This window comes from Streptomyces sp. NPDC002057 (genome assembly GCF_040296665.1).
Lineage (GTDB): Bacteria > Actinomycetota > Actinomycetes > Streptomycetales > Streptomycetaceae > Streptomyces.
Window position 1 is genome coordinate 1 of record NZ_JBEOXR010000051.1, and the last position, 16113, is coordinate 16113.

Below are 16113 nucleotides of genomic sequence, written 5' to 3' on the forward strand. Positions count from 1 at the left end.
CCTGCGGTGGGCGGCGTGTCTCGGCCCGGCCGTCCGTGCGGCGCGGAGACACGGCGTACCGGCGTACCGTTCGGCCCCGCGTGCCGTTCGGGAGGTCGGGCCATGGAGCTCACCAAGGTCACTGCCCTGATGAAGGCCACCGCCCTGGAGCTCGCGATCCTCACCGGACACCTCGTCCTGTACCCGTCCGGGATCGTGGCCGAGCGCCTCTCGCCCACCACTCCCCCGACGGCGATCACCCCGGGCCGGCGCCCGGTCCTCCTGCTGCACGGCTTCGTGGACAACCGCTCGGTCTTCGTCCTGCTGCGCCGCTCCCTCACCCGGAACGGCCGTCACTCCGTCGAGTCGGTCAACTACTCACCGCTCACCTGCGACCTGCGAGCCGCCGCCGAGCTGCTCGGCCGCCGGGTGGACGAGATCCGCGCCCGTACGGGACACGACGAGGTCGACATCGTCGGGCACAGTCTGGGCGGGCTCATCGCCCGCTACTACGTACAGCGCCTGGGCGGTGACAGCCGGGTACGGACCCTGGTCATGCTCGGCACCCCGCACTCCGGCACCACCGTGGCCCCGCTCGCCGACGCCCATCCCCTGGTGCGCCAGATGCGCCCCGGCTCGGAGGTGCTGCGGGAGCTGGCGGGACCGTCGCCCGGCTGCCGGACCCGGTTCGTGAGCTTCTGGAGCGATCTCGACCAGGTGATGGTGCCGGCGGAGACCGCGCGCCTCGACCACCCCGACCTGCTCGTGCACAACGTGCGCGTCAGCGGGATCGGCCATCTCGCGCTGCCCGTGCACCCGACGGTGGCCGCCGGGGTCCGGGAGGCCCTGGACGCGGGCGAGCCGGAGGCCTCGGTGCGGCGGGAGGAGGAGCCGGGCGCCACGTCCGTCGCGTGACACTCCGGGCCCCTTCTTCGAACGTTCATCGAACACAAGGCCAAAGCTCTCTCCGTGAGCTGGCGAAACACAGCCGATTGCCCGTTTCCTGAGAGCCCCGACCCCTTCGAAGATTGTCGGCTGCGCATACCGCCGGGTACAGTCGCGCCACTGCTTACCCCCGGGACACCCTCGACGGGCCCGCCCCGGACTGGTCCTGCTGCCGAGGCGAGAGAGACGTTGGTGAACGACCAGCACCCCCACGCCGGGTACGTCGGAGACGGCGCCCACACCACCGGCAGTTTCGCCACCGACCCGCTCTTCGGCTCCTACGCCGACGGTCAGGCGGACCAGAGCGGCCAGTGGAATCTCGGCGGGTACGACGCCACCGGCGCGTACGGAACCACGGGGCAGTACGACACCACGCAGTACGACGCCACCCGGTACGACGCCACAGGGCAGTACGGCACCACGGGCCAGTACGACACGACCGGCCAGTGGGACACGACGGGGCAGTGGAACACCACGGGCGCCTACGACGCCACCGGCGCGTACGCCACGGCGACCGCGCAGCAGGACACGCCCCCCTCGTACGACACCACCGCGCCGTACGACGCCACGGGGTCGTACGAGACGGCCGCCACGTACGACGCCGCACCCTCGTACGACACCACCGGCCAGTGGGACGCCTCCGCCTGGACCGAGGCCCAGCACACCGGCCAGTTCGAGACCCTCCACTCCGGGGCCTACGCCGCCCAGGGCGCGTACGGCTACGAGTCCTACGACGCCACCGGCCAGTGGGCCGCCCCCGCCTTCGCGACCGACACCGGCGCCTACGACGCGACCGCGTGGAACCAGGCCGCCACCGAGGACGGGCCGGTCGTCCCCCACCAGTACACGCCGCAGGCCGAGCAGCAGTACCCCCCGCAGGCCGAACACACCGCGGAGTTCGCGTTCGAGTACGTCCCCGAGACCGAGGCGGACTCCGCCGAGGCCGCCGCGGACCTCGACGACGTCCAGGCCGCCCACGACCTCGACGACGACCCCGACCCCGATTTCGGCTCCGAGTTCGGCGACATCGACGACCGTGACGGCGACCTCGACGTCGACGATCAGCCCGCCGTCGAGGTCCGCACGGACTCCCCCGTCGCCGGGCGCCCCGTGCGCCGCTCCTCCGGCGGCAGCCGCGGCCGCCGCCGTACCCCCGCCAAGCGCTCCGCGCTGCTGACCGTCGCCGTCCCCTCCGCCTGCGTCATGGGAGTCGCCGGCATCGCCGCCGCCTCCGTCGGCGGACTCGCCGGGTCCGGCACCGAGGGCGGGCAGAAGGACGACACCACCTCGCTCGCCGCGGCCGACTCGGCCTCCGTCAAGCAGGTCGCCGCCAACAACGCGCTCGACACCCAGCTCGCCGCGCTCAGCGCCGACGCCCGCGACTTCGGCGACCGCGCCAGCCGCACCCAGGAACGCATCGACCTCAAGGCCCGCCAGGCGGCCGAGAAGAAGAAGCGCGAGGAGGAGGCGGCCCGCAAGGAGGCGGCGCGCCCCAAGTTCAGCCTGCCGGTGAAGCTCCACCAGCTCAGCGCGCGCTTCGGGCAGTCGGGCGTCAACTGGATGTCCGTGCACACCGGCATCGACTTCCCCGTGATGACCGGCACGCCCGTGATGGCCGCGACCGACGGCACCGTCCGCACCCAGCTCAACAGCGCCTACGGCAACATGGTGATCGTGACCGCGCCCGACGGCACCGAGACCTGGTACTGCCACCTCAGCAGCGCCAAGGTCCGCTCCGGCCACGTGAAGGCCGGCGAGGTCATCGCGTACTCCGGCGACTCCGGCAACTCCACCGGCCCGCACCTCCACTTCGAGGTCCGGCCGGGCGGCGGCTACGCGATCGACCCGCTGGCCTGGCTGCGCAGCCACGGCCTCGACCCGACCAGCTGACCTCCCGCCCCACCCCTTCCGCACGTACGAGAGCGGGCCCCGGCCGAAGCCGGGGCCCGCTCTCGTCGTCGCGGGTCCTACAACTTCTCGACCGGCGCGTACCGCAGCAGGAGCCGCTTCGGCTTCTCGTCGCCGAAGTCGATCGTCGCCTGCGCGTCCGCACCCGCACCGGTCACCGTCATGACCGTGCCGAGCCCGAACTGGTCGTGCGTGACCCGGTCACCGATCTGCAGGGAGATCACCGGCTTCTCGCCGGCGCGCCGGGTCGCGAAGCCCGAGGGGCCCGAGCGCGAACGCGAGGAGGAGAGCGAGGAGGTGATCCCCGAGGTCGGTCCGGCCGGCTTCGCCATCGGACCGGTCCGCTTCCACTCCAGGTACGCGGGCGGGATCTCCTCCAGGAAACGCGACGCCGGGTTGTACGAGGGCTGGCCCCAGGCGCTGCGCATCGACGAGCGGGTGAGGTAGAGCCGCTCACGCGCGCGCGTGATGCCGACGTACGCGAGGCGCCGCTCCTCCTCCAGCTCCTTGGCCTGGCCGAGGGCGCGCATGTGCGGGAAGACGCCGTCCTCCATGCCGGTCAGGAACACCACCGGGAACTCCAGGCCCTTGGCGGTGTGCAGCGTCATCAGCGTAATGACGCCCCGGCCCTCCTCGTCCTCGTCCGGGATCTGGTCGGAGTCGGCGACGAGCGCGACCTTCTCCAGGAACTCGGCGAGGGTGGCGGGCTCCTCGCCGCGCTCCTGCTCGAACTCCAGGGCCACAGCGGCGAGTTCCTGGAGGTTCTCGATCCGGGTCTCGTCCTGCGGGTCGGTCGAGGCCTGGAGCTCGGCCAGATAGCCCGTGCGCTCCAGGACCGCCTCCAGGACGACGGCCGGGCCGGCGCCGGACTCGACGACGGTGCGCAGCTCGTCCATGAGCGCGTTGAACCGCTTGACCGCGTTCGCCGAGCGGGCGGCCATGCCGTACGCCTCGTCCACCCGCTTGAGCGCCTGCGGGAAGGTGATCTTCTCGCGCAGGGAGAGGGCGTCGATCATCGCCTCGGCGCGCTCGCCGATGCCCCGCTTGGGGACGTTGAGGATGCGGCGCAGCGGGACGTTGTCCTCGGGGTTGGCAAGGACGCGCAGGTAGGCGAGGACGTCACGGACCTCCTTGCGCTCGTAGAAGCGCACCCCGCCGACGACCTTGTAGGGCAGTCCGACGCGGATGAAGATCTCTTCGAAGACACGGGACTGGGCGTTGGTCCGGTAGAAGACGGCGACGTCCCCGGCCTTGGCCTCGCCCGCGTCCGTGAGCCGGTCGATCTCGTCGGCGACGAACTGGGCCTCGTCGTGCTCGGTGTCGGCGACGTAGCCGGTGATCTGCGATCCCGCGCCCGCGTTGGTCCAGAGGTTCTTGGGGCGACGGGACTCGTTGCGCTCGATGACGGCGTTGGCCGCGGAGAGGATCGTCTGCGTGGAGCGGTAGTTCTGCTCCAGGAGGATCGTCGTCGCGTCCGGGTAGTCCTCCTCGAACTGGAGGATGTTGCGGATGGTCGCGCCGCGGAAGGCGTAGATCGACTGGTCGGCGTCACCGACGACGCACAGCTCCGCCGGGCCGAGGTCCTCGTAGCCCGTGCCGACGAGCTCCCGTACGAGGGTGTACTGGGCGTGGTTGGTGTCCTGGTACTCGTCGACGAGCACGTGGCGGAAGCGGCGGCGGTAGTGCTCGGCGACGTCGGGGAACGCCTGGAGCAGGTGGACCGTCGTCATGATGATGTCGTCGAAGTCCAGGGCGTTGGCCTCGCGCAGCCGCGCCTGGTACATCCGGTACGCCTCGGCGAGCGTCTTCTCGAAGCCGTCGACGGCCTGGTCGGCGAAGGTCTCCTCGTCGATCAGCTCGTTCTTCAGATTCGAGATCTTGGCGCTGAAGGACTTCGGCGGGAACTTCTTCGGGTCCAGATCCAGGTCGCGGCAGACCAGGGACATCAGCCGCTTGGAGTCGGCGGCGTCGTAGATCGAGAAGGAGGAGGTGAAGCCGAGCCGCTTCGACTCGCGGCGCAGGATGCGGACGCAGGCGCTGTGGAAGGTCATCACCCACATCGCGTTGGCCCGCGGGCCGACGAGCTGCTCGACGCGCTCCTTCATCTCGCCGGCGGCCTTGTTGGTGAAGGTGATCGCCAGTATCTGGCCGGGGTGGACGTGCCGCGTGCCCAGCAGGTGGGCGATGCGGTGGGTCAGCACCCGGGTCTTGCCGGAACCGGCGCCGGCGACGATGAGCAGCGGGGTGTCGGTGTGGACGACGGCGGCGCGCTGCTCCTCGTTCAGCCCCTCCAGGAGCGCGGCGGGGTCCACGACGGGACGGGGGTGGCCGTCGCGGTAGTGGGTGTCCCGGGCGGGCGGGGGCACGTCGAAGTGCTCCCCGAAGAGGTCGTGCGGGACCTCCTCCACGGCCGAGGAGCCATGGTGGTCGTCCTCGGGATGGGGCGGGGGCTCCTCCGAGGAGTGGTTCATCTGGAGACCGGCCAGGAAGCTGTCGTCAAAGAGGCTGCTCATCGCCTCACGAGTCTAGGACGCCCCACCGACATTCGGGCCCGCCTTCGGCAGCCGCCTTCGTCACCCGCCTGCGGAACCGGTCACATCAGCGAGGTCGGGCGACGGCCCGACGGCGCCGCGCCCCAGGTCCGGAGGGTGACGCGGCCCAGGTCCAGGGGGTCGCGGCCCAGGTCCGGAGGGTGGCGGCCCAGGTCGCTGGTGACGCGGCCCAGGTGCGGGCGGCGCTGCCCAGGTGCGGGTGGCGCGGCTCAGGTCCAGAGGGTGGCGATGAAGATGTTCGCCGTGGTCAGGGCGCCGACGGCGGCGAAGAGGCCCTTGTCGACCCTCGCCTCGTCCCGCTTGACGTAGACGAGGCCGAGGACGACGACGAGGATCGCGAGCTTGATGCCGACCTTGAGGTTGTTCACGGTCTGGTCGTCGGCCTGGTTGAGGCCGACGAGCGCGACGCCCGTCACCAGCATGGTCAGCGCGCCGTGCAGCATCGCCGGGGTGAAGCGTGCCGTACCGGTCCCCATCGCCTTCATCTGGGTGAGGAAGCCTCCGAGCAGAGAGGCGATACCGATGATGTGCAGGGCGACGAAGACATTGATGAGTACGTCCATGGGGCGGAGCCTAACCGGGGCCCCGGCACCTCCTCCGGCCGGGTCCACCGGGGCCCTAGCACCGGCCCCCGGCCGGGTCCAGCGGCTCCGGCACTTCGGTCGGTCGGCCGCAGGAATGCCCTCCGGCCCGCTCCTCGGGCGAAAGAGACCGGTCCCCGACCGTCAACTGTCGCCAATAGCGGTCAACTCACCGCCCGGGCGTGACCTCAGGTTTAGCGTCCTCCACCAGGTGGCCGGCTCCCCACCACCGCCGGCGATCCGGCGGCTGTCGGTCACCCCCGCCGAGAAAACCCGGCGGCGGTCCGCTCCCCTGTGCGGACCGCCGCCGGCCCGGCGGGCCCGTCCCCCAGGCAGAGGATGTGACCCGCCCTCGTGGCAGCACACCGAAAACCCAAGCAGTCGCCCCTCGGTGGCCAGGCGGTCCGCACCGCCGCCACCCTCGCCCTCGCCTCCGCCGCCACCGCGACCCTCTTCGAGGGATCGGGCCACGCGGACCCCCGGCCCACCACCGCCCAGGTCAAGGCGAAGGTCGACCGGCTCTACGAGGAGGCCGGGGTCGCGACCGAGCGGTACAACGGTGCCAAGGAGAAGGCCGACGAGGCCCGCGCCGGCTTCGAGCGGCTGCGCGACGAGGCGGCCCGCAGGACCCAGCGCCTGAACACCGCGCGGGACCGGCTCGGGGCCATGGCCGCCGCCCAGTACCGCTCCGGCGGCCTCGACCCCGCCGTACAGCTCGCCCTCACCTCCCACCCCGACGACTACCTGGAGCGGGCCGCGCTCGCCGAGAAGGCCGGGGACCGGCAGGCGGCCGTGGTGAGCGCCGTACGACGTGAGCTCGCCGCCATCCGGCAGCTGCGCGGCGAGTCCACGGGGCACCTGGACACGCTGCGCGAGCACGAGACGGAGCTACGGCGGCAGAAGGCGGCCGTGCTCGCCAAGCTCCGGGCGGCACGCACCCAGCTCGCCCGGCTGACCGCGGAGGAACGGGCCCGGTACGAGGCGGCCACCGCGAGCCGCGGTGGCACCGCCACCTCCATCGGCAACAGCGGTACCGCCCCCGCGGCCACGTCCGGCGGCTCCGCGACGCAGCGGGCCGACCGCTCCTCGGGCGGCGAGCGCGGGCCGGTGACCGCCCCCGGCACACGGGCCGCCCAGGCCATCTCCTTCGCCCGCGCCCAGCTCGGCAAGCCCTATGTGTGGGGGGCGACGGGCCCCTCCGGCTACGACTGCTCGGGCCTCACCCAGGCGGCCTGGCGCGCGGCCGGCGTCACCCTGCCCCGCACCACGTACACCCAGATCAACGCCGGCCGGCGCGTCTCCCGAGCCCAGCTCGCCCCGGGGGACCTGATCTTCTTCTACTCCGGCATCAGCCACGTCGGGCTCTACATCGGCGGCGGCCAGATGATCCACGCCCCCCGACCGGGCGCCCCGGTACGGATCGCCCCGATCGACGAGATGCCCTTCGCGGGAGCGACCCGGGTCGGCTGAGGACTTCTCCTCCACTCGGTCCGGCCACCGCCCGCGCGTACGGGCGGGTGGTCGGCGGGCCTCAGACCAGGCGGCGGGCGGTGGCCCAGCGGGTCAGCTCGTGGCGGTTGGAGAGCTGGAGCTTCCGCAGCACCGCCGAGACGTGCGACTCGACCGTCTTCACCGAGATGTAGAGCTGCTTGGCGATCTCCTTGTACGCGTACCCACGGGCGATCAGTCTCAGCACCTCGCGCTCCCGCTGGGTCAGCCGGTCCATGTCCTCGTCCACCGGAGGCGCGTCCGTCGAGGCGAAGGCGTCGAGGACGAAACCGGCGAGCCTCGGGGAGAACACGGCGTCGCCCTCCTGGACCCGGAAGATCGAGTCGACCAGATCCGTGCCGGTGATCGTCTTCGTGACATAGCCACGGGCACCGCCACGGATCACCCCGATCACGTCCTCGGCCGCGTCCGAGACCGACAGGGCGAGGAAGCGGACCGGATTCTCCGTCGCGCCCATCAGGCTGGTGCAGCGCCGCAGCACCTCCACCCCGCCGCCGCCGGGGAGGTGCACGTCGAGGAGGACGACCTCGGGGCGGGTCGCCGTGATGACGGTGACCGCCTGGTCGACGTCGGCGGCCTCACCGACCACCTCGACGCCGGTGACCTCGGTCCGGCCGATCTCGGCCTGGACTCCCGTACGGAACATCCGGTGGTCGTCGACGAGCACCACCCGCACCCGGCGCTCCGGGCCCGTCGCCCCCGCTTCGGTCGCTGCCCCGGTCTCGTCGCTCATCCGTCCGCCCTCTCCATCTCAAGCTCCACTTCGGTGCCCCCGCCCGGCACGGACCGCAACCGGGCGGTGCCGCCGTTGCGCTGCATCCGACCGATGATCGATTCTCGTACGCCCATCCTGTCCTCGGGCACCGCGTCCAGGTCGAATCCCGGCCCCCGGTCGCGCACCGACACGAAGACCGTGCGTCCCTCCACCTCGGCGTACACCTGCACGGCCCCACCCTCGCCACCGTACTTGGCGGCGTTGACCATCGCCTCGCGTGCGGCCTGCATCTGCGCGACCAGTCCTTCGTCGAGAGGGCAGTCACCGACGACGACCACCTCCAGCGGGACCCCGTGGTTGTCCTCGACCTCGGCCGCGGCCTTCTTCACCGCCTCGGCGAGGGTCTCGGGCTCCTCGTCCTTGCCGGTGCCCTCGGGCTTGTAGAGCCAGTTCCGCAGCTCCCTCTCCTGGGCACGGGCGAGGCGGCGGACCTCGCCGGCGTCCTCGGCGTTGCGCTGGATCAGGGTCAGGGTGTGCAGCACGGAGTCATGGACGTGGGCCGCGACCTCGGCGCGCTCCTGGGCGCGGATGCGCATGGTCCGCTCCTCCGTGAGGTCCTGCGACATCCGGACGAGCCAGGGGCCGGCGAGCAGGGCTATGCCGGTGAGGACCGCCAGGGCCGCGGTGAGGGCCGTGCCCAGCTGGGCGACCGAGCCGCGGACCACGACGAAGACGGCGAGGCCGGTACCGACCAGGGCGACGCCGACGAGACCGCGGGTGATGCGGAAGGCGCGGCTGTGTCGGCCCGCGTCGGTCCAGCTGGCCCGGCGGGCGTTGTCCGCCTGGCGCCAGACCACGGCGGCGCCGACGGAGATGAGGAGCAAGGGCCAGATGTACCGCCAGGACTGGCTGTCCAGGCTGATGCTCTGCACCAGGAGCACGGCGCCCACCGCGAGGGTTATCAGGGCGAGGATCTGTCCCCGGTCGGGCTTGCGCAGTCTGCGCCGACCGTCCGGGGTGGTCTCGAAGACGGGGCGCGGGACGTTCTTCCCGCCGACGCCGAGGGGGACGACGATCCAGAAGGCCGCGTAGAGCAGGAGTCCGAGGCCGTCCATGAAGAAGAGGACCACGAAGATCACTCGCACCCAGACGACCGGGAGGCCGAGGTGTCCTGCGAGGCCGCGGGCGACACCGCCGAGCCACCGCCCGTCGGCGCTGCGGTAGAGCCGGCGCACGGGCGGTTCGTCGGTGTCGGTGACGCGAGCGGTTGCGGACATGCACCGATCGTCACACGTTCGGCCCGCCCGGGACATCAGGGTCGGCCCTGAGATCTTCCCTGGTACCGCCTCGGGGAGGACGGGGCGCCGAATATCAGGGTCGGGCCAGGGTCGGCCCCGGTGCCGCTCGGCGTCACGGGCCGTCACCATGGACGCATGACGAGTTCGATGCCTTCGCAGCACGAGGCCCCGCCGACGGCGGAGGCCGTTCCCGCCCCGCCCCTGCGGCGTTCGCGCGGCAGCAAGGTCGTGGGCGGGGTCTGCGGCGGTCTCGGCCGTTACTTCGACATCGACCCGGTGATCTTCCGCGTCGCGGTCGGCGTGCTGGCGGTGCCGGGGGGCCTCGGGCTGATCCTCTACGGCTTCGCCTGGCTGCTGATCCCGCTCGTGGGCGAGGAGGAGAACGAGGGGCGCAGGCTGCTGACCGGCCGGGTCTCCGGTGCCACGCTGGCCGCCATATTGATGGCCCTCGTGGGCTGCGGCATCTTCCTGTCGATGCTGCACAGCGGCACGATGCTGGGCTCCGCCCTCCTGGTGGCGCTCGTGGTCTCCACGGCGGCGGCCTGGTCGCGGCGCCGGCGGACCGGTGTCGTGGAGCCCGAGGGCCGGCCGGAATCGGCGCCCACCGGCAAGACGGGCGCCGAGGCCCCGCCGGAGACCAAGGCCCCGCCGCTGGTCGAGTTCACCTCCTGGTGGAAGGACCCGATAGTCAAGGACGGCTCGACGGGCAAGGTGGCCGTGGGCTACCTGTGGGGGCCGCACGGCGTCCTGGACGAGAAGGGCCGGGTGGGCGGCAAGGTGCCGAAGCCCGGCAGCCAGTGGGGTCCCGACCCCACGGCCCCCGGACGCCCCAAGCCCTCGGTCCGGCGGAGCCCGCGGTCCATCGCCGGCCTCGTCCATCTGCTCGCCACGGTCGCGGCCGTGCTCGGTACCGCTCTCACCTGGGAGACCGAGCCGCTGGGCACGAGCCTGCAGACCGGGCTGGTCGCCGCCCTCGCGGTGTTCGGCCTCGGCCTGGTCGTCAGCAGCTTCCTCGGCCGGACCGGGTTCGGCACGGTCTTCCACACGGTGATCACCGCGGGCCTGCTCGCACTGGCGACGGCGCTGCCCCAGCAGATCACCACGGAGTGGATGCGGGAGACGTGGAAGCCGGCGTCGGTCACCGCGGTCCAGCCACACTACGAGGTGGGCACCGGGGTCGGCACCCTCGACCTGTCGGGGCTCCCGGTCCCGGCCGGTGCGACCGTCTCCACGACGGCCGAGGTGGGCGCGGGACAGCTCAAGGTGATCGTCCCCAAGGACGCGGTCGTGAAGCTCCGCGCCCAGGTGGGGCTCGGCGATCTGCAGCTGCCCGGCGAGCCGCCCAACGACATCGACGTCTCACCGGATCGCGACGTGACCCGGACGCTCGACCCGCCGACCGGGACCACCCCGGCGGGCACCCTGGACCTCTCTCTCGAGGTCGGTATCGGACAGGTGGAGGTCACCCGTGCTGCTTCATGAGTTCCGTCCCGGCCGGCTGCTCGCGGGCCTCACGGCCCTGGGGCTGGCCGCGGTCTACGCGGGCGACGCCGCCGGGGCCTGGACGACCCCGTGGTACGCGGTGATCCCGCTGCTCTGCGGCGGCCTGGGGCTGGCCGGCCTCGCGACCTGGGTCGCCTACCGAATACGGCGCCGGTCGGCGAGGAGCCTGTCCAGCGACAGCACGGACGCCCCGGCCAGTACCAGCGGGAGCCAGGCCATCAAGTAGGCGAGGTCGTTGCCGAGGTAGTACGGGTCCACCTGCCAGCTCACCGTCAGCCAGAGGCTCAGAGAGAGCAGCGCGCCCCCGAGGGCCGCCAGGCGGGCGAAGAGACCGAGCAGGGTCCCGATGCCGACGGCGAGCTCGCCGAAGGCGATGGCGTACCCGAAGCCGGCCGGGTTGTTGAGGGCGAGGTCGACCAGGGCGGGGACGGCCGAGGTGTCCCGGACACCGCGCATGGTCTCGCCGATGGAGCCGCTGCCGGTGTCGGAGAAGAAGGCCGAGTCGGTGAGCTTGTCGAGCCCGGCGTAGACGAACGTGACGCCGAGAAAGATCCGGAGCGGAAGGAGCGCGTAGCGGGAGCCGGTCGCCTTCCACCGGTCGAGGGTGCCCCGCCACCCGGCACGACGACCCGCCTCAGCGGATCGCCCCGGACGGCCCACCTCACCGGACCGACCCGGACGGCCCGCGCCCGCCACGCCGCCCGCGCCCTCCACGGCGTGCGTACCGGCCACCGCGTCCCTACCACTCGCACCCGCCACGCCGCTCTTGGCGTCGCCAGGCGTACCGTCCACGCCGCCCGTGCCGCCCACGGCGTCCGCGCCGCCGCCGGTCACGCGGTCCGGGTCATGGGCCCCGTCGGCCGTGCCGTCCGCCCGGTTCGCGTGTCCCGTCATCGCCGGCCACCTCTCCTCGCCCCGTACGACTGTTCGCGGAACGATTCTCCTCGCACCTGCGCCCGGGGGATACGGGAAGGGGGCCGGACGATCAGTCCACGACGTCGATCGTGACCCGATTGGTCTCGACGCCGGCCGCCGTGACGACCGAGACCTCCACCCGGCCGGGTTCCACGTCCGCCGGGAGGGGGACGGTCAGGGCCGCGTCCGTGGGGTTGGCGAAGCCGCCGGGGACGGGGACCAGCGGGACGTGGGCGTGGACGGGTCCGATGCGGACGACCAGACGGGTCAGTGGTTCGGGGGCGCCGGCGCCGGGCGGGACGAAGCCGCAGCCGCGGATCTCGATGTCGTCGCCCGTGCGGATCGGGGCGTCGAGGTCGCCGGCCTCCCGGGAGCGGACCACGGAGTGGATCGTGGGGCGGACCCCCTCGGTGAACTTGGCGGCGAGGTGCCAGGCCGCCGAGACGGCGAGGAGGAGCACGAGGGACCAGGGCACCTCGGGGAGCCCGGCGGGGGTGCGGGCGAGGCCGGCGGCCGCCAGGGCGAGGACGCAACCGGAGACGAGGAGGTACTGGACGTCGGCGAGGCTCGCCCGGCCGCCGTCGTCGCAGAGCAGATCGGCGGCGCGGGGACGGTCGGCGCGGACCTTCTGGAGACGGCCGGCCGCGATCCCCGCGGTGACGGCGAGGCGGGCGGTGACGGTGACGGTGGACACCAGGGCGAGGACGGTCAGCAGCCCCGCGCCGCGGGCCAGGCCGAAGGCGGTCGCGCCCGGCGACAGGAAGACCAGGAAGAGGAGGGTGTAGCCGAGGAACAGGAGCCAGCCGGCGGCGACGGCACGGGTGGTGGAGAGCCGGTTGTCCTCGCCGATCAGAGGGGCGAGGAGACCGCCCCGGGAACGGTGGGTGTGGGCTGCCGCGCTGAGGAGGGCGGCGAGGACCAGCGCGGCACAGAGGCCGGCCGTACGGGCGCCGGTCCAGGCGCCGCCGATCGCGGTGAGGGCCTGGCCGAGGAGGAGGGCGAGGAGGGCGCCCCAGACGGCCACGAGGCCGCCTCGCCGGACCCGGTCGAGCCAGGCCACCCCGGCCTCCCGGCCGTGGACGGCCACGGCGCGGGCGGACTGGGCGAGCTCGTCGGAGACCCACTGCCGGGCGGCGACCGGGGAGTGGGCGACGGCGGCGGGGACGCCGTGTCCGGCGGCGAGTTCGTCGCGCCGGGCGAGGAAGGCGGCGACCGCGCGCCGGTGGCCGGCCTGCCCGCAGTGGGCGCAACCGGCACAGGCCGTCGCGTGTTCGCCGTACTGTCTCGCCTCTTGAACCGCCACGGTGCTCACTTCCCGAGCTCGCTTCACGACACCGGTGCGTCCCGAAGGGTCAACCAGCCTTATATTCCACGGAATTGTGTCGCACCGGCGGCTTCCGCGCCCACCGCGTGCGCCCCGCCGGAGAGTGATTGACGCGCCATCCCATTGACGTACAGAAGGGTGAAGCGATGGTGTTACGACAGGAGTTCGGGCTCCGCTCGGCTGATCCTGCGCCAGAGCGGCTGGTAGTTGATCCAGGCGACGAGGTCGCTGCCGAGCTGTTCGCGGGTGGCGACGGCCTCGCGGTGGTAGATCAGGACGGGTTTCCCGGCCGCCCGCGCGGTCAGCTGGACCTGGGCGCAGCGCTCCAGGGCGATGAACCACCAGGCGGCCGCGTCGACGGAGGTGCCGACGGTGAGCAGCCCGTGGTTGCGGAGCACGATCGCCTTGAACGCGCCGAGGGCGATGGCGATCCGGCGCCCCTCCTCGGTGTCCACGGTGACGCCGGTGTAGGCGTCGTAGAGGGCGTGGTCCTGGTAGAAGGCGCAGGCCTCCTGGGTGATCGGGTCGAGGAGTTCGCCGAGCGCGGCGAGGGCCCGGCCGTGGAGGGAGTGGGTGTGGGCGACGGCGACGACGTCGGGCCGGGCGCGGTGGACCTGGGCGTGGACGGTGAACGCGGCCTGGTTGACGTGCTGGCCGCCCCGGAGGACCTGGCCGTCGCCGTCGACCAGGATGAGGTCGCTCGCGGTCACCTCCTCGAAGGGCGCTCCGAAGGGGTTCACCCAGAAGCAGTCGGGGTACTCGGGGTCGCGGGCGGTGATGTGGCCCGAGACGCCCTCCTCGTACCCGAACCGTCCGAAGACCCGGAGCGCGCCCGCGAGTCGCTGTTTGCGGTGGACGCGTTCCTCGTCGGCCGTCGCGTGGACGGGCGGCATGGCGAAGTGGAGCCGCTCGACGGGTACGGGGTCGGGTATCACGCTCATGCGCCGGAAGGTAACGCCCGGCCGGGCAAGTCACCAGAGCCCGGACACGACGAGCCCGCCCGCACCGGCACCGGACGCGCCGAACCCCGACACCACCAGCCCGACCATGCCAGGGCCGGACGCGCCGAACCCCGACACCACAGGCCCGGCCGGGCCCGCTCACCTCACCGCCCCGCCCCGCCCCGGCCCGGCCGCGACGCGACGAAGCCGCCGTCCCGGTGGTCCGGGGCGGCGGCTTCAGAGGCCTGCGGGAGCGACTACTCCCACTCGATGGTGCCCGGCGGCTTGCTGGTGACGTCGAGGACGACCCGGTTGACGTCCTCGACCTCGTTGGTGATGCGGGTCGAGATCTTGGCCAGGACGTCGTACGGCAGACGCGACCAGTCGGCCGTCATGGCGTCCTCGGAGGAGACGGGACGCAGCACGATCGGGTGACCGTAGGTGCGGCCGTCGCCCTGGACGCCCACGGAGCGGACGTCGGCGAGCAGGACGACCGGGCACTGCCAGATCTCGCGGTCGAGGCCGGCCGCGGTGAGCTCCTCGCGGGCGATGGCGTCGGCCTCGCGGAGCAGGTCCAGGCGCTCCTTGGTGACCTCGCCGACGATGCGGATGCCGAGGCCGGGGCCGGGGAAGGGCTGGCGCTGGACGATCTCCTCGGGCAGGCCGAGCTCCTGGCCGACCATGCGGACCTCGTCCTTGAAGAGCTGGCGCAGCGGCTCGACGAGCTCGAACTCCAGGTCCTCGGGGAGGCCGCCCACGTTGTGGTGGGACTTGATGTTGGCGGTGCCGGTGCCGCCGCCGGACTCGACGATGTCCGGGTAGAGCGTGCCCTGGACGAGGAAGGCCACTTCCTCGCCGTCGGCGGCGCCCTCGGCGACGATGTCGGCCTGCGCCTGCTCGAAGACGCGGATGAACTCACGGCCGATGATCTTGCGCTTGGTCTCCGGGTCGGAGACGCCGGCGAGGGCGGTGAGGAAGCGCTCCTGCGCGTCGACGACCTTCAGGTTGACGCCGGTGGAGGCGACGAAGTCCTTCTCGACCTGCTCGGTCTCGCCCTTGCGCATGAGGCCGTGGTCGACGTACACGCAGGTGAGCTGCGAGCCGATGGCCTTCTGCACGAGCGCGGCCGCCACGGCGGAGTCGACACCGCCGGAGAGACCGCAGACGGCACGCTTGGTGCCGACCTGGGCGCGGATGGCCGCGACCTGCTCCTCGATCACGTTGCCCGTGGTCCAGCTGGGCTCGATGCCGGCGCCGCGGTAGAGGAAGTGCTCCAGGATCTGCTGGCCGTGCGTGGAGTGCAGCACCTCGGGGTGGTACTGGACGCCGTAGAGCTTCTTCTCGTCGTTCTCGAAGGCGGCGACCGGCACGACGTCCGTGGACGCGGTGACGGAGAAGCCCTCGGGGGCGGCGGAGCAGGCGTCGCCGTGCGACATCCACACGGACTGCTCGACCGGGGTGCCCTCGAAGAGGGTGGAGCCGGCCCGGGAGACGTGCAGCTCGGTGCGGCCGTACTCGCGGGCACCGGTGTTGTCGACGGTGCCACCGAGGGTCGTCGCCATCAGCTGGAAGCCGTAGCACATGCCGAAGACGGGGACGCCCGCCTCGAAGATCGCGCGGTCGAGGCGGGGGGCGCCTTCCGCGTACACGGAGGACGGGCCGCCGGAGAGGATGATCGCCTTCGGGTTCTTGGCCAGCATCTCGGCCACCGGCATGGTGGACGGGACGATCTCGCTGTAGACCCGGGCCTCACGGACGCGGCGGGCGATGAGCTGGGCGTACTGGGCGCCGAAGTCGACAACGAGGACTACGTCCGGGTTGGTGACGTCGGGCGCGGCAGCGGGGGTCGCTGATGACACTACGGCGGCCTTCCGGCGGTAGGAGGAGGGTCCCCCGAAGGGGGGTGCTATTTGTCGATTCTACCGGCGCGCCGGTGACGTTTT

The 16113-nt window shown here is 72.5% G+C and carries 13 protein-coding genes; 5 read left to right on the forward strand and 8 right to left on the reverse strand.

Annotation, left to right across the window (positions count from 1 at the left end; genetic code table 11):
• Nucleotides 1-102 precede the first annotated feature (102 nt).
• Together ABT129_RS30030 and ABT129_RS30035 are read left to right on the forward strand one after the other, a co-directional pair.
• Nucleotides 103-894 (forward strand): lipase family alpha/beta hydrolase, encoded by a 792-nt coding sequence (locus tag ABT129_RS30030; protein ID WP_351907867.1) that lies wholly within the window; start codon nucleotides 103-105, stop codon nucleotides 892-894.
• Between the two features lie 222 nt (nucleotides 895-1116).
• A complete protein-coding gene (locus tag ABT129_RS30035) occupies nucleotides 1117-2814 on the forward strand; it encodes a M23 family metallopeptidase (RefSeq protein ID WP_351907869.1) in 1698 nt (565 codons plus the stop codon).
• Between the two features lie 77 nt (nucleotides 2815-2891).
• Here the strand turns inward: ABT129_RS30035 and pcrA are convergent, their stop codons facing one another.
• Both pcrA and ABT129_RS30045 read right to left on the reverse strand, forming a co-directional pair.
• Complete coding sequence (pcrA, locus tag ABT129_RS30040; protein WP_351907871.1) at nucleotides 2892-5345, reverse strand: DNA helicase PcrA; 2454 nt, start codon at nucleotides 5343-5345, stop codon at nucleotides 2892-2894.
• 248 nt (nucleotides 5346-5593) lie between these two features.
• A complete protein-coding gene (locus ABT129_RS30045; RefSeq protein WP_351907873.1) occupies nucleotides 5594-5947 on the reverse strand; it encodes a hypothetical protein in 354 nt (117 codons plus the stop codon).
• Nucleotides 5948-6319: 372 nt separating this feature from the next.
• Here ABT129_RS30045 and ABT129_RS30050 point away from each other — a divergent pair, with 372 nt between their 5' ends.
• Nucleotides 6320-7435, forward strand: a complete 1116-nt coding sequence (locus ABT129_RS30050; RefSeq protein WP_351907875.1) for a C40 family peptidase — start codon at nucleotides 6320-6322, stop codon at nucleotides 7433-7435.
• A gap of 61 nt (nucleotides 7436-7496) precedes the next feature.
• Here the strand turns inward: ABT129_RS30050 and ABT129_RS30055 are convergent, their stop codons facing one another.
• Nucleotides 7497-8207, reverse strand: a complete 711-nt coding sequence (locus tag ABT129_RS30055) for a LuxR C-terminal-related transcriptional regulator (protein WP_351907877.1) — start codon at nucleotides 8205-8207, stop codon at nucleotides 7497-7499.
• On the reverse strand, nucleotides 8204-9466 hold the full coding sequence (locus tag ABT129_RS30060; protein WP_351907879.1) for a PspC domain-containing protein: 1263 nt from the start codon (nucleotides 9464-9466) through the stop codon (nucleotides 8204-8206). The genes ABT129_RS30055 and ABT129_RS30060 overlap by 4 nt, the downstream gene beginning before the upstream one ends.
• Before the next feature lie 156 nt (nucleotides 9467-9622).
• On the opposite strand from ABT129_RS30060, the gene ABT129_RS30065 reads away from it, so the two are divergent.
• Nucleotides 9623-10969 (forward strand): PspC domain-containing protein, encoded by a 1347-nt coding sequence (locus ABT129_RS30065; RefSeq protein WP_351907881.1) that lies wholly within the window; start codon nucleotides 9623-9625, stop codon nucleotides 10967-10969.
• Nucleotides 10956-11216, forward strand: a complete 261-nt coding sequence (locus ABT129_RS30070) for a hypothetical protein (RefSeq protein WP_351907883.1) — start codon at nucleotides 10956-10958, stop codon at nucleotides 11214-11216. The genes ABT129_RS30065 and ABT129_RS30070 overlap by 14 nt, the downstream gene beginning before the upstream one ends.
• On the opposite strand, the gene ABT129_RS30075 is transcribed toward ABT129_RS30070, so the two are convergent.
• The 4 genes from ABT129_RS30075 to guaA form a co-directional block, all read right to left on the reverse strand.
• Nucleotides 11126-11722 (reverse strand): DoxX family protein, encoded by a 597-nt coding sequence (locus ABT129_RS30075; RefSeq protein ID WP_502981960.1) that lies wholly within the window; start codon nucleotides 11720-11722, stop codon nucleotides 11126-11128. The two genes, ABT129_RS30070 and ABT129_RS30075, sit on opposite strands and share 91 nt — an antisense overlap.
• A 253-nt stretch (nucleotides 11723-11975) precedes the next feature.
• Entirely contained in the window at nucleotides 11976-13208 is a 1233-nt protein-coding gene (locus ABT129_RS30080) for a hypothetical protein (RefSeq protein WP_502981959.1), read from the reverse strand.
• A 173-nt stretch (nucleotides 13209-13381) separates the two neighbouring features.
• The gene (locus ABT129_RS30085) at nucleotides 13382-14170 is read right to left on the reverse strand and encodes a class II aldolase/adducin family protein (protein WP_351907886.1); all 789 of its coding nucleotides are present in this window, start codon (nucleotides 14168-14170) and stop codon (nucleotides 13382-13384) included.
• Between the two features lie 257 nt (nucleotides 14171-14427).
• Nucleotides 14428-16029 (reverse strand): glutamine-hydrolyzing GMP synthase, encoded by a 1602-nt coding sequence (guaA, locus tag ABT129_RS30090; protein ID WP_351907888.1) that lies wholly within the window; start codon nucleotides 16027-16029, stop codon nucleotides 14428-14430.
• Nucleotides 16030-16113 lie beyond the last annotated feature (84 nt).

Coding starts and splice junctions, on each gene's coding strand:
- ABT129_RS30060 (WP_351907879.1), bottom strand. CDS start 9,466: ATGTCCGCAACCGCTCGCGTCACCGACACCGACGAACCGCCCGTGCGC.
- ABT129_RS30045 (WP_351907873.1), bottom strand. CDS start 5,947: ATGGACGTACTCATCAATGTCTTCGTCGCCCTGCACATCATCGGTATC.
- ABT129_RS30030 (WP_351907867.1), top strand. CDS start 103: ATGGAGCTCACCAAGGTCACTGCCCTGATGAAGGCCACCGCCCTGGAG.
- ABT129_RS30085 (WP_351907886.1), bottom strand. CDS start 14,170: ATGAGCGTGATACCCGACCCCGTACCCGTCGAGCGGCTCCACTTCGCC.
- ABT129_RS30065 (WP_351907881.1), top strand. CDS start 9,623: ATGACGAGTTCGATGCCTTCGCAGCACGAGGCCCCGCCGACGGCGGAG.
- ABT129_RS30055 (WP_351907877.1), bottom strand. CDS start 8,207: ATGAGCGACGAGACCGGGGCAGCGACCGAAGCGGGGGCGACGGGCCCG.
- pcrA (WP_351907871.1), bottom strand. CDS start 5,345: ATGAGCAGCCTCTTTGACGACAGCTTCCTGGCCGGTCTCCAGATGAAC.